Raw genomic sequence first — 20,249 nt, forward strand, 5'->3', positions numbered from 1 at the left:
GACGGTAACCTGTAACTTGTAACTAAAATAATATGAAAGCTTATGTATTTCCGGGTCAGGGTGCTCAATTTGTAGGAATGGGCAAAGACCTTTATGATCAATCACCTTTAGCCAAAGAGTATTTTGAAAAAGCAAATGATATTCTTGGATATCGAATTACCGACATCATGTTTGAAGGAACTCCCGAAGACCTGAAACAAACTAAAGTGACTCAACCAGCTGTATTTCTTCATTCTGTGATTTCTGCGTTGGTATTGGGTAACGATTTTAAACCTGAAATGGTTGCAGGTCACTCATTGGGTGAATTTTCAGCTTTGGTTGCAGCCGGTGCTTTATCATTCGAAGATGGATTGAAACTGGTTTACGCCCGTGCAATGGCTATGCAAAAAGCCTGTGAAATTGAACCTTCTACCATGGCCGCTGTGCTTGGACTTGCCGACGAAGTAGTAGAAGAAGTGTGCGAAGGTATTAAAGATGCTATCGTGGTTCCTGCTAACTATAACTGTCCGGGACAATTGGTTATTTCGGGTTCTATCGAAGGAATTGACAAAGCTTGTGAGCTTTTGAAAGAAAAAGGAGCAAAACGCGCATTGAAACTTCCTGTTGGAGGTGCATTTCACTCACCGTTAATGCAACCTGCAAGTGAAGAACTACAAGCAGCTATCAACGCAACTACTTTCAGCACACCTATTTGTCCGGTTTATCAGAATGTAAATGCTTATCCACAAACCGAAGCAGAAGCCATCAAACAAAACCTGATTGCACAGCTTACTGCCCCTGTACGTTGGACTCAAACTGTAAAGAATATGGTAACTGATGGTGCTACCGAGTTTTTTGAATTAGGACCAGGCGATGTACTTAAAGGCCTTGTAAAGAAAATCAGTGCTGAAGTAACAGTAGGATAATTCTCCCTAATCATAAAGCAACACTGATAAAGCATAATTTAAGATGCAAGGAAATTACTTTCTTTGCATCTTCTTTTTGCCAATATGCATAAAGATAGCTTTCTGATACATATTTTTTTGTACTTTTGTTATTCGAAAAAATTGAAAAACAATAATAACTCAAAATAAGCACGTATATAGTTCTGGTTTAATGATATTTATCTCAAAACAATAAATATCAATCAATTATGAATTATACATTGTGAATTCTCAATAATTAGATTATGTTTAGAACACACACATGCGGCGAACTTCGCCTGACTAATGTAGGACAACAAACAACCTTATCAGGTTGGGTACAACGTGCACGGAAAATGGGCGGAATGACCTTTGTTGATATTCGCGACCGTTACGGGATAACACAGTTGGTATTCAACCAAGATGTAAACGCCGCATTATTTGATACTGCGAATAAACTTGGACGTGAATATGTGATTCGTGTGAGTGGTGAAGTGGCTGAACGCAGTAACAAGAATGCAAATATACCAACCGGTGAAGTCGAAATACTTGTTTCGGAACTTAGCATACTGAACGAATCCAAAACTCCACCGTTTACCATAGAAGATAACACGGATGGTGGCGATGATATCCGCATGAAATACCGTTACCTGGATTTACGTCGTAACAATGTGCGTGAAAATCTGGAATTACGTCATCGTATTACTTTTGAACTACGTCGCTACTTAGATCAGATGAACTTTCTGGAAGTAGAAACACCGATATTGATTGGTTCCACACCCGAAGGCGCGCGCGATTTCGTTGTGCCATCACGCATGAATCCGGGTGAGTTTTATGCTTTACCACAGTCGCCACAGTTGTTCAAACAATTGCTTATGGTTTCCGGTTTCGACCGTTATTTCCAGATAGCCAAGTGTTTCCGAGACGAAGACTTGCGTGCCGACCGCCAACCTGAGTTTACCCAGATAGACTGCGAAATGTCTTTTGTTGAACAGGAAGATGTGCTAAACCTTTTCGAAGGTATGATGAAACATCTGTTCAAATTCGTAAAAAACATTGATTTCACCGAAGCATTTCCCCGTATGACGTGGGAAGATGGAATGAAATACTACGGGTCGGACAAACCGGATATTCGTTTTGAAATGAAGTTCGTGGAGTTGAAAGAAGCCGTTTCCGGACATGACTTTGTTGTTTTTGATAGTGTACCTTATGTGGGCGGTATATGTGCCACAGGCTGTGCCGGATATACCCGCAAGCAATTGGATGAATTGACCGACTTTGTTAAACGTCCGCAAATAGGAGCGAAGGGGCTGGTTTACATTCGTTGTGAAGCCGATGGAACATTTAAATCATCGGTAGATAAATTCTATTCGGCTGACGATTTAAAACAAATAGCTTCTTTATTCAAAGCTCAGCCCGGAGATTTGATTTTGATCCTGGCAGGTGAAAAACGCAAAACTCAGAAAGCTTTGTGTGAATTGCGCCTGGAAATGGGAGCGAGGTTAGGTTACAGAAACAAGGACGTATATGCTCCACTGTGGATTATTGACTTTCCACTCTTTGAATGGGACGAAGACACACAACGTTTCTACGCTACACACCATCCGTTTACTTCCCCAAATTTAGACGATATTCCGTTATTGGAAACTGATCCGGGAGCCGTACGTGCTACTGCTTACGATATGGTTATCAATGGCGTGGAACTGGGCGGTGGTTCTATTCGTATTCACGATAGTGCATTGCAACATCAAATGTTTAAACATCTTGGATTTACACCCGAACAAGCTGAAGCACAGTTTGGCTTCTTAATGAGTGCATTCCAGTATGGAGCGCCACCACACGGAGGATTGGCATTCGGGTTAGACCGTTTAGTATCCTTGTTTGCCGGATTGGACAGTATTCGCGACTGTATTGCATTCCCTAAAAATAATTCAGGACGCGACGTGATGGCCGATTCACCATCAACAATAGCTCAGGCACAGCTGGATGAACTAAATCTGGTGGTGGATTTGAAACCCCAAACCCCTAAAGGGGCTTAAAGAAAGAGTTTGTTAAACAACAAATAGATTATATAATAAAAGCCTTTAAACATTTCTGTTTAAAGGCTTTTATTATATCTTATATATCAGACGAAATACAGGAGAATGTGCCATAAGTCCCTTTAGGGGTTTGGGGTTCTTTTTCTTATTTCTTCAAAAAACAAGTCTTCAATACAAAGCTGGTGCCGTCAATTTTGCAATCAACTTCCTCATGATCTTCGGTGAGGCGTATACTTTTTACTTTAGTTCCACGTTTTAAAACGATAGAAGATCCTCTGACTTTCAGATCTTTAATTAGAGTAACACTGTCGCCGGTGAGTAGTTCGGTACCGTTGCTGTCGCGAGGAGTTTTATCTTCAGCTTCATCGTCGGCAGCTTCAGTTGAAAATTCATGACTGCAATCCGGACAAACATACAAATCTGTAGACGAATCGAAATAAGTGTTTTCCATTCCACACTTAGGACATTTGGGTTCTTTGTTCATTTTTTGTTTTTCTAATTGAGGCGGCAAAAGTACAAAAATAGTTTGACGTAAGCAGTAGGCAGAGAGTAGTATGTAGTCGGTAGTTTGTAGTAACTAGAAAAAAAATAAGAAATACAGGAAGAGCAGGTGTTATTTGTTAATAGGGAGTAACTGAATTATACTATTATACATAATATAAATTATGAGCAAAAATGAGCAGCGCATTATTAGAGTAGTTCGCTGGCAAGTGCATACAAGCCACTCTGAAGAATTCTCAAGCTAAACGACAGGATTATTGATAACAAATTTAGCTGCAATATGGAATCAACAATGAAAACCGGATGTGCATAAAAACAACAAGACAATAGACTAACGATCAGCTATGAAAGTATATTGAAATTCCAGCAGTATCAGTCAATCTACAAAGCAAGAATGACAGAGTTTAAGCAATATAGGACAAGGATTGAAGCAGTTTTGTTTTCCCTACTCCTGCTTTGTCAGAAAATTCAACAATACATTAACTTAATTTAATTCAGCTTTATAAAACACCTAAATTTGATGTCATATATTCTAATTTGATATTGTAAGTGTAGCGTATTCTCTATCCAGAATACTCATATTGTGTACCGAATAATATTCTCCGTCTATTACAAACGACTCGCGCAACGTACCTTCAATCTGAAAACCACAGCTTTGATAGCACCGTATGGCGGCTTTGTTGAATTCAAAAACGCCCAAGTCTACCCTGTGAAGTGCCAATTCTTCAAAGCAAATTTTGAGCAAAGCCCGTATCAGTTGACGTCCATAGCCCTTACTCCTATCCTGCTCTTCGGCTATCAGAATCCGGCAAAGGCGCGCACTCTTATTTTTCGCGTTATGATGGCTGATGGATCCATGTCCAATCACTTTGCCCGTTTCAGCATCCACCACACGATATATCCTGTGACCCGGATCAGCTATGTAGTGTTGCAGTTGCTCCGCCGATACCGGAAAGCTAAACGAAGCCCCGCCAAACTGATACATAAATTTTTCCGTATCCATCCAGCTGATAAACTGTTCAAAATCATCTGTGGTAAATTTCTCAAGTCCTATCATAACCAGTTCATTTTATAGATTTTGTAATTCAAAAGCAAATGCGAACGAAAACCTCATCAGGCCTCGTCATCTTCTTTTCTTTTGCCATTTACGGTGGCGCAACATGAATTGATAAAAGCCCGAATAAGAGAAACCAACACTGGCAGCAATGTCCTGTATAGTAGTCTTCGCCGATTTATTTCGGATAAGATCTTCTGCCTTGATAAGAATGTATCCTTCCACAAAATCAGTGTAGGTCATTCCGGTTATCACGCTGACGGCAACACACATTTCCGTATAGTTTATCCCGAGTAACTGGGCATGAAACCGCGCATTGCGTATACCATGATGTTGAAGATTGGCCATAAAAGCATCGAAGAACGCGCTACCCGTTGAACGGAATCCCTGAGCAGGTAAATCGTATTCATTTTCAGCCTCCAGCGTGTCGGGAATGGAAACAGGCACATATAACTCCTGCGGACTGTATTGTTTGAATGTTGCTGCCATAAAGTATTACTTATTAATTGACAACACAAAAATATAACAATTTTTGCAAAAAGCAAATACTCCGATATACCGTCACACTATGCGACGATATTTTTCCACTGTCAGGTATTTTCTCGCACAGTGCGCAAGCATTCTTACAAAAATATTTATATCGTCGCAAAGTGTAACGATATAAATATTAAATAATTTATTTTGTATACATACGTGCGGATATAAATTACATTGCATATATAGCGTCACATAGTCAGACAGTATTCCTACAACCGAAGGAATAGCGGCACATAGTCAGACGCTATTTCTGCATCCGCAGGAATAGCGGCACACAATTTCACAGCATTACCGCAGAAAATTTTGTTCACTCCCCCACTCCATTTACTACCGATTATAAATAAACTATTCTATCAAACTTGGCTAATTAACTTATTTTTGTAACTTTGGGGCGTGGAACATTCAATCTAGTACAATTAAACCAATTAAGAAATGAAATTAAAACACGAACTAGAAATAAATAAAGAAAATCCATTTAAAAACTGCAAATTGGATAGAAAAAAATATGCTCCTGCATTGACAAATATGCTAGAGACATTTCCGAATGGTTTTGTAATGGCTATAGATAACGAATGGGGAACCGGCAAAACTACATTTGTACAAATGTGGAAGGCTTCAATTGAGAAAGACTATAAAACCATTTATTTCAATGCATGGGAAAATGACTTTGATAATGATGTGCTAGCTGCATTAATGGGTGAGTTAGGAACACTTAGAAGTAGCGGAACTGAAACAACATTCAAAGAAGTCGTGAAGAAGGGAGCTATTTTATCCAAAAATATATTACCTATTTTAATAGAAGCAGCTGCCAATAAATATATTGGAGAAGGAGTTGTTAGTAAAGTAGCCGCAGAGCTTGCTAAATCCAGTGGAGAAATAATGTTAGAACAGGTAACCGAATATACAAATAAGAAAAAAGGATTGGTTGAATTTAGAGATAGTTTAGCCAAATACATTGAAGAAACTAAAGAGGGTAAACCTATAGTGTTTATAATTGATGAATTGGACCGTTGCCGCCCTGACTATGCTGTTGAAGTATTGGAGAAAGTAAAACATTTCTTTTCGGTAAAAGGAATTGTGTTTGTTCTTTCTATCAATAAAAATGAATTGAAAAATGCCATTCATGGAGTTTATAATAGTGCAAATATCAACGCTGATGATTATTTGAGACGGTTTATTGATATTGAGTATTCCATTCCTGAACCTGACAAAGAAAAATTTTGCAATTATCTGTATTCATACTATGAGTTCGAAGATTTAGTAGAATATAACCGTGGCCATAAGGAATTTCTAAATTTAGCTTATAGTCTATTTTCAGTTAATAGCACTACTTTGAGGCAACAAGAAAAAATCTTTGCTTATGCTAGGATAGTTTTCAATAGCTTTGGTAACTCTTTGTATCAATATTGTAATGAAGTTGGCTTTATTTTAGTTTATTCAAAATGTATTTTTCCAAGTTTCTATACAAAGCTTAAACAAAAACATTATTCTATTCAAGAATTATACGATGAACTACAAAAGATTCTACCATTACCGATGTCAAATCAACAAAGGATTATAAGTACCGAATCATTATTACTATTTCTATATAATGGATATTATTTTTATCCAAATGTTCCACCAAATTTACTTGGAGATGGAGAGACTGGACTTAGTATAAATATAGACACTAAGGATTTAAAGGAAAAATTCACTAACTCATTAACGTGGATTCATAGTGATCATAGTATCAACGACAGATATGATTTGCTTAAAGAGCTATTTAATTATATCGATTTGATCAATATTTCATAGTTCAAAATTTGAATTAATCTGGGTCTTGCGATTTAAAATCGCGAACTTTAAAAGGGAAAAACGCGAATTGAAAGTCGCGAGACCCGGACATAAAAAAAACTTCTGTCATCTTTCGATAACAGAAGTTTTAATGTGTGTGTTCCTGAAAAAATGAAATTATTTTTTTGGAAGAGCTTCTTTTACTACCATTGCACGGCCGTCAAATTCAGCTCCGTTTAGTTCAGCAATAACTTTCTTTGCAGCTTCTTCGTCTGACATTTCTACAAATGCAAAACCTTTTGATCTGCGTGTTTCGCGATCCATGATAAGTTTACATGAATCTACCTGACCGTATTCTGCAATTGCTTCCTGAAGGTCGTTTTCTCTAACATTGTAACTTAAGTTACCTACGTAAATGTTCATAAATATAATATAATTAATTGTGATAAAAAGAGAAGTAGAATAACGAAGCTATCACAATTTCGAATCGGGTAGATAAGAGTTGGAAATAAACAAACGAGAAATACATTTCTTTTATGCGGACAAAGGTAGTCATTTAAAATGAATCTGACAATTTTTACCTATTATTCGATATTTTATATGGAATGTCCCCTTTTTAAAGGGGACGAGCGTAGCGGAGGGGTTTGTCTTTAAACCCTTCGCCCGTTCGACTGAGCTCACGCCGAAGTCTTCGGGCACTTCCCTTAAAAAGGGAAGATCATCGAAGTTCTGTGATTTGCTCACTTGGCTGTTACTCTATACATAAAAAAACGCCCTAAAACTCATTTTCGAGTTTCGGGGCGATTTCTATTTAAGATAATACTCATACGATGACTTCAAGTCATCGTATGAGTAAAGAGAATTTTATTTCTTTTTCCAAAGTTCTTCGATAGACTCCAGTGTACGACCTTTAGTTTCGGGAACAAATTTCCACATAAAGATAGCCGACAGGATACTCATGATACCGTAAATCCAGTAAGAGAATCCGTGGTTGAAAGTGTTAGTCAACCATACGTTATCGTTCAACATTGGGAATGTAAGCGATACAATCCAGTTGGCAATCCATTGTGCTGCAACGGCTATTGACAATGCTCCACGAATAGAGTTCGGGAAGATTTCGGCCAATAACACCCAGCATACAGGACCCCAGCTCATAGCAAATGCAGCAGTGTAAGTCAACATGAAAATCAATGCCAAAATACCTACGTGACCTGAGTAGAATGTGAATCCAAGTCCGATCATACTTACTGCCATACCGATAGAACCGATAATCATAAGCGGTTTACGACCGAATTTATCTACAGTCATAATGGCCACTACAGTAAATGCTAAGTTTACCACACCAACGATAATGGTTTGAAGTAACGAAGAATCGGTAGAGGCACCCATGTTACGGAAAATGTTTCCGGCATAGTAAAGCACTACGTTGATACCTACTGCCTGTTGGAATACAGAAAGTAATACACCCACAATGATTACACCTGCACCGTACGAAAGCCATGGAGCATTCAGTTCGTGCAATGTACCTTTGATATCGGTAAGGATACTTTCGGCATTGTCTTTACCTGCAATTTTCTGAAGCACCGACAACGCTTTATCGTTTTTACCCTTCATGGCAAGGTAACGGGGAGTTTCAGGTACAAAGAACAGCAACAACACGAAGATACCTGCAGGAATTGCTCCCGAAAGGAACATATAACGCCAACCTTCAGTGATTAACCATTGTTCGTCGCCCTGACGAGCAATTACCAGGTTTACAAAATAAATAACCAACATACCGAAGATAATAGCAAACTGGTTGAACGAAACCAATTTACCGCGTACGTTAGCCGGAGCAATTTCGGCAATATACATAGGCGAAATCATAGAAGCTAACCCTACACCTATACCACCGATAATACGATAAACTACGAATGAATATACATCGAGTGTACCGAATATATTAAATGCTTCGGGTTTCCATGCACCGATTGCAGAGATAAAGAATGCAACGGCAGCAATGAAAAGTCCGTTTTTACGACCTAAAGATTTAGAAACAAATCCTGCAGCTGCACCACCAATGATACACCCGATAAGTGCACTGGCAATAACAAAGCCTTTTACAGCATCAGCCATATTTTTCATGGCTTCAGTGTCAGCAGAATTTGGTAATGCGTTAGATAGGAAACTTACAGCCCAAATGGTAAGTCCACCAATTAAAACAGCAGTAATAATACCACCATTCTTTTTTCCAAGCAAACGAATAAATTGTCCGCTAAGGATAATAAATACGAAAAACAGTACAATCACCATCATGATACGGTATTGGCTGAACAGCTGAGTTACCGTGTTGAGATCAAAGATATAGTTTGTGCCGTTGGTTTTATAGATATAAAATTCGACCAGTGATTTTTCGGCTCCATTCACCACAGCGGTGTCATAACCAAAAAGCAAACCACCTAAAGTAGCCACCAGCGTAAGCAAGAAAATGTATAGCTTGCTACCCTGCTGAAATGAATTGGAATTGCTTCCTCCAGTATCAATAAATGCCATGAGTATTATTATTTAATGGGTTATATAAACAATAAGCGGCAAGCAGTAAGCAGCAAACACTTGCTACTTACCCCTTACCGCTTACTTCTTTTTATTAGATATACATGTTTACAATTGCTTCGTAAAGCTCTTGTTTACCGCTAATTTGTTTTGGTTCGCCATTAGCTTTTGCATAAGCATATACATCTTCGAAAGTAAGTTTACCTTCTTCGAATTCTTTACCTTTACCTGCATCGTAAGAAGCATAACGGTCAGAAACCATTTTCTTGTATGGAGATTCTTCTAAGATTGCAGCTGCAGCTTCCAAAGCACGAGCCATAACATCCATAGCCGAAACGTGAGCAATGAACAAGTCATTGTTATCGGTAGAGTTACGACGGATTTTAGCGTCGAAGTTAGTACCACCACCTTGCATTCCACCACCTTGAAGAACAACCAACATAGCTTGAGTCAATTCAAAGATATCAATTGGGAATTGGTCAGTATCCCAACCGTTTTGAACATCACCGCGGTTAGCGTCGATAGCTCCCAACATACCTGCATCAACTGCACATTGCAATTCGTGTTCGAAAGTGTGACCTGCCAATGTAGCGTGGTTAACTTCGATATTCAATTTGAAATCATTTTCCAAACCGAATTGTTTCAAGAAACCGATTACAGTTTCGCTATCAACATCGTATTGGTGTTTCATTGGTTCCATTGGCTTAGGTTCGATAAGGAATACTCCTTTGAAACCTTTAGCGCGAGCATAGTCACGAGCCATTTTCAACATAGTTCCCATGTGTTGTTTTTCACGTTTCATGTTGGTGTTCAACAATGACATGTAACCTTCACGACCTCCCCAGAATACATAAGCTTTACCGCCTAATTCGATAGTAGCGTCGATAGAGTTTTTGATTTGCAACATTGCACGAGCAGCTGCGTTGAAATCAGGGTTGGTGCTGGCACCGTTCATATAACGAGCTGGAGAGAATACATTAGCAGTACCCCACATCAATTTGATACCGGTAGCAGCTTGTTTTTCTTTTGCATAAGCAACGATAGCTTTCAGGTTAGCTTCGTATTCTTCGATAGAAGAACCTTCGCTTACTAAATCGATATCGTGGAAACAGTAGTATTCGATACCCATTTTTTGCATGAACTCAAAACCAGCATCCATTTTATCTTTAGCAGCTTGTAATGCGTCAGCAGCACCTACCCATGGGTGAACTTGTGTTCCACCACCAAATGGATCGCCACCTTCTGCACACAATGTATGCCACCAAGCCATTGAGAATTTGAACCATTCTTTCATGGTTTTACCATAAACCACTTTTTCAGCATCGTAGTAACGGAATGCTAAAGGGTTTTTACTTTCTTTACCTTCGAATTTGATTTTTTCCACTGAAGGAAAATACACTTTTGTTGACATAATAAATAATTATTTGCCCCCTACCTCCCTAAAAAGGGAATGTAAGAGAAGTTTATAATGAATTGTTGTTAATTAGTATTATTGATATATTGTTTTGTCTGAATAAAACCTGAGAATATTGGGATAATCATTTAAGCAATCACTTTGCTTAACCATTTTTCGTAAGCCACCTTCGTTGCTTCAATATCACAAGTTTCAGGAACGACAACCTGAATTTTCTTTAATGTTGCAAAAGCTTCTTCAGGAGTTTTGTATATTCCTGCGCCAATTCCTGCACCACGCGCTGCTCCTACCGAACCGTCGGTATTGTACAATTCGATCGTTGCTCCGGTGATATTTGCCAATGTTTGACGGAAAATAGGACTCAAGAATAAATTGGCATGTCCCGCACGGATGGTTTTAGTTTCAATACCCATTTGGTTCATAATGTCCATACCGTATTTGAATGAGAAAGCAATGCCTTCGTGTGCAGCACGAATTAGGTGCGCTTTGCCAATACGGTTGAAGTTTACTCCGTGAATAGAGCAGTTAGGTTCTTGATTTCCAAGAACACGCTCTGCACCGTTTCCAAATGGAATAATGCTAACGCCTTCGCTTCCTACAGGAATACCGGCTGCAAGTTCATTCATTTCGGCATAGCTGATTCCTTCCGGAGCTACATTATTTTTAATCCAAGTGTTCAGAATGGCTGTTCCGTTGATACAAAGCAATACCCCTACGCGAGTAGCTTCTTGTGTATGATTTACGTGAGCGAATGAATTTACACGTGATTGAGGATCGTATTTAGAATCGCTGTTTACACCATAAACAACACCCGAAGTACCACCGGTAGCAGCAATTTCACCAGGATTCAAAACGTTTAACGACAATGCATTGTTAGGTTGATCACCCGCACGGTAAGTAACAGGAGTTCCACTTGCCAAGCCTAATTCTGCAGCAATTTCAGGTTTAAGATTTCCTTGTTGACCAAAAGTAGGAACGATTTCAGGAATCAACGCTGTATCAAATCCAAAATAATCGAATAAGAATTTGGCTGGAGCTTCTGCTTTAAAATCCCACGCAATACCTTCAGACAATCCTGAAGCTGTGGTACGAGCATCGCCTGTCATGCGCATGGCCAAATAATCGCCGGGCAACATATAATATTTAGCTTTGGCAAAGTTTTCAGGCTCATTTTCTTTTACCCATGCCATTTTCGACAAAGTAAAATTACCCGGAGAATTCAAGGTATGTGATAAACATTTTTCACCACCAAGTGCATTGAACGCTTTTTCGCCATAAGGCACTGCGCGGCTATCGCACCAGATAATAGAATTGCGGATAGCTTGTTGGTTTTCATCTACCAATACCAGCCCGTGCATTTGATATGAGATACCAATTGCCTTAATATCCTTCGAGTTAACACCGGATTCTTCGAGCACTACCTGCGTAGCTAATTTTAGATTTTTCCACCAAATTTCGGGATTTTGTTCAGCCCAACCGGCTTTTACCGAAATAATTTCCATTTCCTTTTTAGGGAAGAAAGCCGATGACACACATTCGCCTGTCACTGCATTTACCAAACTCGCCTTAACTGACGAGCTACCTAAATCATAACCTAATAAGTACATATATAAAAGGATTAAACGACCTCCAACCCTGAAGGGAAGGAAGAATAGTTAGTATTATTATATTTTCATTCAATAAATCATTCCAATAGCGTAAAAATGACTATGCTTGATAATTCCCATTTACGGGTTTAGGGGTCATTTTTTCTTTTTGTCAAACTTGTAAAGTCTGGCTGCTCGGTGTGGAACTCCTTCTTCAAGTTCATCGAGCATTACCAGGTATGGCATTTGAATTGCTTTCTTATGAAAGTTCCGAACGTCGGAACGGGTTTGATGCACTACATCGTACAGTGAACGAAGTTGCGATATCGTGAATTTATTAGGCAATAGCTCAAACAATAAATGAGGCTCCAAATCAAGTCTGTGGCGTATGTGCAATAAACCATCTTTAATAATTCTGTTATGGTCGAAAGCTAATTGCACGTTTGCAATTTCATTCACATCATACCAATTGGCCGACGTATCTTCAGCATTAAATACGATTTTTCGGTCAATCTTAATTAAAGCCACGTAAGCTACCGTAACAATACGTCCTATTTTCATTTTTGTAGTTCGTTCCAACCACAAAACATCGCTTGGATTTGATGTTCTTAAAGGACTTCCGAAGCTTTTAAACTGACTCAGGTAGATATTTTTTAATCCGGTAAGTTCGTTCAATACGCGCGAAGCAGCATCATCCAAATCTTCATTATTGAGAATTATACTCCCCGGTAGTTTTTTGTCGTTGTATAATTCGTTTTGCTCATTCATGCTACGCTCAATCAGCAAGACTTTCAGTTTCTCTCCATCAAATCCGAATACAACACAATCGACAGAAATATGAGGATTATATAAATTTTCGCTAAACATTATTCCACCAGATTAGTTCCGGACACAAAAATAGAAAGTTTGATTGGATTAATGGATGGATAATATTATGTTATAAAACACGTTTACAGCATTTTGAATTATGTATTTTATACAATAACAAAAATAAACATATTGTATAAAATACAATAAGTATTGATGTAGAACAAGTTGAGGAAAAATACAGCAGAAACGAACGAAGTCATTACTCTCGAGAGTAACGACTTCGCAAAAATTTAAAAAAATATAAAATCTATTTCTGAGTAATTTTTTCCATAGTCAACCAAAGCTTATCATCGGCTGGCACGGGTGCCGTGATTTGAATCAGTTGTTTGGATACAGGGTGAATGAATTCCACATTGCGGGCATGAAGACTAATTCCTCCGTTGGGATTAGAGCGGGCAAAGCCGTATTTCAAATCACCTTTTATGGGGCAACCCATTTTGGCCAACTGACAACGAATTTGGTGATGCCGACCGGTTTCCAGATGGACTTCGAGCAGATAATAGGTTTCCGAATGTGCTATCAGTTTATAGCTTAAAGCAGCTGCCTTGGCATTGGGTACCATTTTCTCGTGAGCCACAGATTTGTTTTGTTTCTCGTTGCGTACCAGAAAATGTTCCAGCCTGCCCTCTGGTTGCTTTGGTTTCTCCTTTACGATGGCCCAGTATGTTTTCTTTACTTCTTGCGTACGAAACATTTCATTGAGCCGTGTAAGCGCTTTACTGGTTTTAGCAAAAAGCACCACCCCACTCACCGGACGGTCGAGTCGGTGTGTAACGCCACAGAATACCTCGCCCGGCTTGTTGTATTTTTCTTTCAGATATTTTTTGATTGTATCCGATAGTGGCTCATCACCGGTTTTATCGCCCTGTACAATTTCCGAACAGGTTTTATTTACAGCAATTATGTGGTTGTCTTCGTATAATACGGTCATTTTTAATTCATAATTTATAATGCATAATTCATACTTAAAAGTGAAATCAAACTTTTATTATGCATTTTGAATTGTGCATTATGCATTGATTTGTCTTTGTCTGACAGCTTCGTATATCAGTACTCCGGCAGCTACTGAAACGTTCAGCGAATCAATAGATCCAAGCATAGGAATGCTGACCATTTCGTCGCACAAGCGCAGGTGATCAGGGTTTACGCCTTCATCTTCTGCTCCCATGATAATGGCAATTGGCTCAGTCAGCGCGGCTTCGGTATAATTCTTTGTCGCTTTTTCGCTGGCTGCAACCAGTTTTATTCCCGAAGAAACAATGAACTTAAGCGCATTTCCCAGATTTTCTTCCCTGCATACGGGGATAGAAAGTAAAGCTCCTGCAGAAGTTTTAATAGCATCGCCGGTTATGGAAGCTCCACCCTTGGTAGGAATAACTATCGCATCTACTCCGGCACACTCGCAGGTACGGGCTATTGCTCCGAAATTACGAACATCAGTCACACCATCGAGCACTACAATAAACGGCATGCGTCCTTCTTCGTATATGCCCGGAATAATATCCTCAATGCGCTGATAAGCCACCGGAGAGATAAAAGCAATTGCACCCTGATGGTTTTTTACCGTCATCTTATTCAGCTTCTCAAGCGGAACGTATTGTACCGGTATTTGCAAGCCGTTCAGGGCTGCAAATAATTCGCGCGATAATTCGCTGGTCATATCGCGGCGCATCAATATCTTATCTATCTCTTTACCGGCCTGAATTGCTTCTATAACGGCTCTGATACCGAAAATCATATCCTTCTCAGGACGTCGTTTATTTTTGTAGTTTATCATTTTTGTTTACACGTAAGTTCTACGTATTGATTTTTAATTAATTATCAGCATTATTCATTTTTTGCTGAATGCCTTTATCAGGCTTTATCGTTCATTAATTTCAGTTTATCAAACAACCAGAAAATTAAAGAAAGCGCTACTCCCGTAACAGCTGCAAAAGCCATACCCTTGAGTTGCACTGTGCCAATATTAATCACTGCACCACTAATACCGATAACGAAAGTTACAGCACCCAGTACCATATTGCGGTTTTTACTGAAATCCACTTTTTGCTCAACATACATTCTGAAACCCTGAACGGCAATCACACCATACAACAACATAGTGATGCCACCCATAACAGGTGTAGGAATGGTAGAAATAGCAGCAGAAATTTTTCCAATGAACGAAAAAGCAATAGCCAGCACAGCAGCACCTCGAATTACCCAAACAGAATAAACACGAGTGATAGCCATTACGCCAATGTTTTCGCCATAAGTTGTATTGGGAGGTGAACCGGCAAAGCCCGAAATAACATTGCTGATACCATCGCCCAACAAAGATCGGTGAAGTCCGGGTTTTTTCATCAGGTCTTCTCCGGTGATATTTCCGGTAACTATCAGGTGACTAATATGTTCGGCCAATACAACAATACAGGCCGGAGCTATAATCAAAATGGCATTAGTATCGTAAACCGGAGCCTGAAAATGCGGGAAAGCCAACCAGGGAGCATTAACAATGGCAGTAGTGTCTACTAAACCCATAATCAGTGCCAGCACATATCCGGCAACGACGGCAAAAAGAATAGGAATAATCTGCATAAAACCGCGAAACATAACAGTTCCCAGAATTCCGACTATAAATGTAAATAATGAAACGATCACTACATTGCTATTCATTACAAACGGCTGAACCACTTGTCCAACGGCAGTAGACCCTGCTGCCAAACCGGCTTGCTGAACTGCAATTGGTGCAAGTTCAAGACCAATGATAGCCACAACTGCACCCATAACAGCCGGCGGCATCACAACGTCAATCCATCGTATGCCCCATTTCATTACAACAAAAGAAATAAGAATAAAGAACAGTCCAAAAAAGATAAAGCCGGACTGCGCATGCGAAAAACCGCCATAACTGGTGGAAATAAGCATAACAGGCGCTATGAAGGCAAAGCTTGAACCAAGATAAGCTGGAATACCACCTTTGGTTACAAGTGAATAAATAATGGTTCCTACACCATTCATTAATAAAGCAATAGACGGATCTACACCCAATAAAATCGGAACCAGAATGGTGGCTCCGAACATGGCCGTAAGATGCTGCAAACTAAGCGGTAGACTCTGAAGTAACGGTAATTTCTCGTGAATTCCAATTGTGCGTTTTTCCATGGATAACTACGTTGTGATTTTTTAATTAATTTATTTAGTGTGTTTTTCGAGTTCAGAAATTATCGATTCTCTTTCGAATGAAAATATTTTGTCTTTTTCATTGAGAAGATAATATAGTTGCAGACTTTTTTGATAAAAACTTAGTGCATGTTCACTGTTACCCTGTGCACTGAACGTATTGGCTGTTTCGTGCGAAAGCTGTGCCAACGCTTCGATGTAAGTTGGGGAATAACCAACTTTACGAATGATTTCCATGAATTTACTGACGGGCATAATGGCCAGCTCTTCCGTATCAAAGGTCAATAGTTCTTTATAAGCGTCATCGGCAAGGCGCAATCCATCTTCGGGAAATCCCTTCTCCCGAAAACCGAGCATGGCTGCAATAACCCTGCTGAGCTTTTCTAAATATTTTAATAAGTAATCTTCTTTAGGCACTTTAATGTACTTATTGCAAATCGGTTACAAATTACACCAGACGAATAATCTGATGATTTTACAGTTTGCAAAGGTAGATAAATTATTGTATTTCATAGCAATGCAGCTTCATAAATCTTATAATGCATTAATATCCAAATAAATGAATAATTGTATATTTATGATTATAAACTGTAGCATTCTTACCGTATCTTTGCAGTGTTTTTTATAGATTATTAATCAGAAAAAGAGAGTCTTCATGTTTCAGTCCCATATCGGTGAGTTTGCAGGTTTAGGTGTTTCGGTTTGCTGGACCATGAGCGCCTTGTTTTTTGAGAAAGCAGGTCATAAAATCGGCTCTTTGTCCGTCAATTTCATTCGGTTGCTTTTTGCAATTGTGTTCCTGGGTATAACCACCTTTTTTAGTCGTGGTTTATTTTTCCCGACCGATGCTACTGCATATCAATGGTTTTGGCTGGGCTTGTCCGGCTTTATCGGTTTCTTTCTGGGCGACATGTTCCTGTTCCAGTCGTACATGGTGATTGGTTCCCGAACGGCCGCTTTAATTATGAGCCTTGCTCCTATGCTAACAGCTGTAATCGGTTGGTTCTTTCTGAATGAAACCTTATCCCCTAAAAGCATCATTGCCATTGTAGTAAGTGTATCGGGTATTATCATTGCCATTTCTAACCGTAAAATGAAGTTAAACATTCCTTTCAAAGGTTTTCTGTTGGCATTTGGCGGCTCACTGGGGCAAGCTGTTGGTCTGATTCTGAGCAAGAAAGGCATGGGGCATTACGATCCGGTAGCAGCCACCCAGATCAGAGCAGTTTTTGGGTTAGTAAGTTTCAGTGTGCTTATTACAGCACTGGGGCGCTGGAATAAACTCGGTCAAGCATTCACGCATACAAGCGCGTTGAAATCTGTTACGGTCGGAGCTTTTTTCGGTCCGTTTGTAGGTGTGGCGCTCGGGCTTTTTGCCATTCAGCATACGAAAACCGGCATTGCATCAACATTGATGGCATTGGTACCCATTTTTATTATCGTACCATCGGCCATAATGTTTAAAGAAAAAATTAAGCCTCAGCAAATTATCGGGGCTATCATAACTATCGGAGGCGCTACCATGTTCTTTTTGTAATTTATCTTTTACCCGTATGATGGCTTTCGGTTATTTCTTTCAATCTGAACATTCGACACCAGTCATTGAGTCAATTGAAAAAAACAAAGCTAAATTATATTCAGTCAAATAAATACAAAACTATTATGAGAATATTTTATACTTTTATTTTTACCCTGTTATTTGCTATCCAAAGCAATGCCCAACAAATGACTCCGGACATTGCAGTTCGGCTATCCCGCTTACCGCTGGGTTGTATCAGCCAGGAATGGCCCAATAAAACATCCCACCTATCTGCCTCAGCGACCGATCACGTGTTGCTGCCGTCGGAATTACATCCGGCTTTCTTCGGATGTCTCGACTGGCACAGTAGTGTGCACGGTCATTGGTTATTGGTGAAAATATTGAAGACTTATCCCAACATTGCAAATAAAGACAGCATCATTGCCTGCCTGAACAATTCATTTCAGAATGAGAAGATCGTCAAAGAATCAAACTACTTCAAACTTTACACAGCTTCGAACACCTACGAGCGAACTTATGGCTGGGCATGGCTTTTAAAGTTGGACCAAGAACTGTTATCGTGGAATAACCCCAAAGCCCGGCAATGGCATAAGAGTCTACAACCTCTGACTGCTACCATCGAAAAACTATGGAAAGACTATCTGCCCAAACAAACTTATCCAAACAGAACAGGTGTTCATCCCAATACAGCTTTCGGACTGGCTTTTACACTTGATTGGGCGCGAGCTGTTTCGGATCGTGATTTTGAAAAACTCATTATGCAAAAGTCCATGGAGTTTTATTTTGATAATAAGAAAGTCCCGGCTTATTTTGAACCGGACGGAAGTGATTTCTTTAGCCCATCACTCGAAGTAGCCGACTTGATGCGACGCGTTCTCAATAAGCAGGAATTTTCAAAATGGTTCAACAATTACTACGACAAACGTAGCATTGCCCGGTTAATAATGCAGCCAGTAGTAAGCGATAAAAGCGATTACCAAACCGTACATCTCGTCGGGTTATCATTCAGCAGAGCATGGTGTATGAAAGGTATTGCTAATGCATTACCTGCCAACGACAGCAAATCGAAATTGTTTAAATCTACCGCTGAGACCTTTATTAAAAATGCCCTACCCGAAATAACAAACGACAATTACGGCGGAAGTCACTGGTTGGCCAGTTTTGCATTTTACGCTATGCAGTAATAACGGCAATACTGTAAGCCAATTTATTGCCATTATTTTTATCTATCTTTGTATCTGAACGAAACAAACTCTCATGCCAAACACTGAAGCCGACGAAAATATAAGAAAACAGATTAAAGAGCAAATAAGCTTCAACAAAGGCAAGAATCTGTTTACAGCAGCCGGAAGTCATTCGCTGCAATTTATCGAAGGTACAGCATCACTCATTGATAAAATCCGCACGTTGGATGTTCAGTCCGAGCAATTGCTAATCGATTATTTAGCCGATGAATCTTTGCAAGAGTTTTGTAGGGTAAACCAATATTTTTCTTTTAATACTGAGTCGGTAACTGAATTAAAAATGCTCTACACAGAGCTAAATCAGAAAATCAGGCTGTTGAATGTTGATGCACAACAGTCTGAGCTGGATAAACTTAGTCAGGAACATTACACCAAGCTTTGCGATTGGTTGGTACGAACCAATAAATTTGCCGAAACAATGTATGCCAACGACGAGGAATACGTTCAACCGGTAGCTTGCTCGGAGTATGCGCCGGATTTACAACTAAGACTGCTACATATCGACCTGGAATCCCTGCAAGAACCCATTCTCGACATAGGGTGCGGGCGCGAGTTGAATCTGGTGAATTACTTGTGCGACAATGGTTTTGAAGCGTATGGCATTGACCGCTTTGAAAACAATAATCCGTTTTATACCAAAACCGACTGGCTGGAATATGACTACCAACCGAACTTCTGGGGAACGGTTATCAGCAACCTGGGTTTTTCTAATCATTTTGTACATCACAATTTACGCGTTGATGGTAACTTTAAGGTCTATGCCCAAAAGTACATGGAAATACTGGCATCGCTGAAAATCGGCGGCAGCTTTTACTATGCTCCTAACCTGCCGTTTATCGAAAAACATTTAGACAAAAATAAATTCCAATACAGCGGATTTCGGGTTGAAGGCTCTGAATTTGCTGCGAGTCGGGTTGTAAAACTCTAAAAGAACCTCTGTTTTACTATTACCTAAGCTCTAGAATTTAGGTAAGAACAAAATCTCTTTCATTTATCGTACCTTCTCTCCCACCCTTATTTTTGATGAATATTATCTGCTTCTATAGACGATGATTCTGTTTGCCCGAACCATTTTTCCGCACGATTTGTAATTTA

General features: G+C 39.5%; 18 protein-coding genes. 6 read left to right on the forward strand and 12 right to left on the reverse strand.

The window, feature by feature from the left end; genetic code table 11:
• Positions 1–32: 32 nt before the first annotated feature.
• Both fabD and aspS read left to right on the forward strand, forming a co-directional pair.
• The gene (gene fabD / locus PALPR_RS03380; RefSeq protein ID WP_013444212.1) at positions 33–905 is read left to right on the forward strand and encodes an ACP S-malonyltransferase; all 873 of its coding nucleotides are present in this window, start codon (positions 33–35) and stop codon (positions 903–905) included.
• A 263-nt stretch (positions 906–1,168) separates the two neighbouring features.
• A complete protein-coding gene (aspS, locus tag PALPR_RS03385; RefSeq protein ID WP_013444213.1) occupies positions 1,169–2,941 on the forward strand; it encodes an aspartate--tRNA ligase in 1,773 nt (590 codons plus the stop codon).
• Between the two features lie 145 nt (positions 2,942–3,086).
• Here aspS and PALPR_RS03390 read toward each other — a convergent pair whose 3' ends face one another.
• From PALPR_RS03390 to PALPR_RS03400, 3 genes are all read right to left on the reverse strand, one after another.
• Complete coding sequence (locus PALPR_RS03390) at positions 3,087–3,425, reverse strand: zinc ribbon domain-containing protein YjdM (protein WP_013444214.1); 339 nt, start codon at positions 3,423–3,425, stop codon at positions 3,087–3,089.
• A 549-nt stretch (positions 3,426–3,974) separates the two neighbouring features.
• Positions 3,975–4,499, reverse strand: a complete 525-nt coding sequence (locus PALPR_RS03395; protein ID WP_013444215.1) for a GNAT family N-acetyltransferase — start codon at positions 4,497–4,499, stop codon at positions 3,975–3,977.
• Positions 4,500–4,565: 66 nt separating this feature from the next.
• Positions 4,566–4,985: a helix-turn-helix domain-containing protein gene (locus PALPR_RS03400; RefSeq protein WP_013444216.1), complete on the reverse strand. Its 420-nt coding sequence runs from the start codon at positions 4,983–4,985 to the stop codon at positions 4,566–4,568.
• A 480-nt stretch (positions 4,986–5,465) separates the two neighbouring features.
• On the opposite strand from PALPR_RS03400, the gene PALPR_RS03405 reads away from it, so the two are divergent.
• The gene (locus PALPR_RS03405) at positions 5,466–6,827 is read left to right on the forward strand and encodes a KAP family P-loop NTPase fold protein (protein ID WP_013444217.1); all 1,362 of its coding nucleotides are present in this window, start codon (positions 5,466–5,468) and stop codon (positions 6,825–6,827) included.
• Between the two features lie 156 nt (positions 6,828–6,983).
• Here the strand turns inward: PALPR_RS03405 and PALPR_RS03410 are convergent, their stop codons facing one another.
• The 9 genes from PALPR_RS03410 to PALPR_RS03450 form a co-directional block, all read right to left on the reverse strand.
• Entirely contained in the window at positions 6,984–7,229 is a 246-nt protein-coding gene (locus PALPR_RS03410) for an RNA recognition motif domain-containing protein (protein ID WP_013444218.1), read from the reverse strand.
• Between the two features lie 441 nt (positions 7,230–7,670).
• A complete protein-coding gene (gene xylE, locus PALPR_RS03415) occupies positions 7,671–9,338 on the reverse strand; it encodes a D-xylose transporter XylE (RefSeq protein ID WP_013444219.1) in 1,668 nt (555 codons plus the stop codon).
• A 94-nt stretch (positions 9,339–9,432) separates the two neighbouring features.
• On the reverse strand, positions 9,433–10,749 hold the full coding sequence (gene xylA, locus PALPR_RS03420) for a xylose isomerase (RefSeq protein ID WP_013444220.1): 1,317 nt from the start codon (positions 10,747–10,749) through the stop codon (positions 9,433–9,435).
• Between the two features lie 131 nt (positions 10,750–10,880).
• Complete coding sequence (locus PALPR_RS03425; RefSeq protein WP_013444221.1) at positions 10,881–12,359, reverse strand: xylulokinase; 1,479 nt, start codon at positions 12,357–12,359, stop codon at positions 10,881–10,883.
• Between the two features lie 135 nt (positions 12,360–12,494).
• Complete coding sequence (locus PALPR_RS03430; protein ID WP_013444222.1) at positions 12,495–13,205, reverse strand: NUDIX hydrolase; 711 nt, start codon at positions 13,203–13,205, stop codon at positions 12,495–12,497.
• 250 nt (positions 13,206–13,455) lie between these two features.
• Positions 13,456–14,139, reverse strand: coding sequence for an RluA family pseudouridine synthase (locus PALPR_RS03435; RefSeq protein ID WP_013444223.1), 684 nt, complete (start codon positions 14,137–14,139; stop codon positions 13,456–13,458).
• A 78-nt stretch (positions 14,140–14,217) separates the two neighbouring features.
• The gene (gene rlmB, locus PALPR_RS03440) at positions 14,218–14,985 is read right to left on the reverse strand and encodes a 23S rRNA (guanosine(2251)-2'-O)-methyltransferase RlmB (protein ID WP_013444224.1); all 768 of its coding nucleotides are present in this window, start codon (positions 14,983–14,985) and stop codon (positions 14,218–14,220) included.
• A 77-nt stretch (positions 14,986–15,062) separates the two neighbouring features.
• Positions 15,063–16,352, reverse strand: a complete 1,290-nt coding sequence (gene uraA / locus PALPR_RS03445) for a uracil permease (RefSeq protein ID WP_013444225.1) — start codon at positions 16,350–16,352, stop codon at positions 15,063–15,065.
• A gap of 30 nt (positions 16,353–16,382) precedes the next feature.
• Positions 16,383–16,787 carry a hypothetical protein gene (locus PALPR_RS03450; protein ID WP_013444226.1) on the reverse strand — a complete coding sequence of 135 codons (405 nt, stop codon included), beginning with the start codon at positions 16,785–16,787 and terminating at the stop codon, positions 16,383–16,385.
• A 238-nt stretch (positions 16,788–17,025) separates the two neighbouring features.
• Between PALPR_RS03450 and PALPR_RS03455 the strand changes: the two genes are divergently transcribed.
• The 3 genes from PALPR_RS03455 to PALPR_RS15280 all read left to right on the forward strand — a co-directional run bounded on the left by PALPR_RS03455 (position 17,026) and on the right by PALPR_RS15280 (position 20,082).
• Positions 17,026–17,907, forward strand: coding sequence for a DMT family transporter (locus PALPR_RS03455; RefSeq protein WP_013444227.1), 882 nt, complete (start codon positions 17,026–17,028; stop codon positions 17,905–17,907).
• 125 nt (positions 17,908–18,032) lie between these two features.
• Positions 18,033–19,094 carry a DUF2891 domain-containing protein gene (locus PALPR_RS03460; protein WP_013444228.1) on the forward strand — a complete coding sequence of 354 codons (1,062 nt, stop codon included), beginning with the start codon at positions 18,033–18,035 and terminating at the stop codon, positions 19,092–19,094.
• A 73-nt stretch (positions 19,095–19,167) separates the two neighbouring features.
• Entirely contained in the window at positions 19,168–20,082 is a 915-nt protein-coding gene (locus PALPR_RS15280) for a hypothetical protein (protein WP_013444229.1), read from the forward strand.
• Positions 20,083–20,249: the final 167 nt, after the last annotated feature.

The sequence above is a fragment of the Paludibacter propionicigenes WB4 genome, assembly GCF_000183135.1.
GTDB classification, from domain to species: Bacteria; Bacteroidota; Bacteroidia; order Bacteroidales; family Paludibacteraceae; genus Paludibacter; species Paludibacter propionicigenes.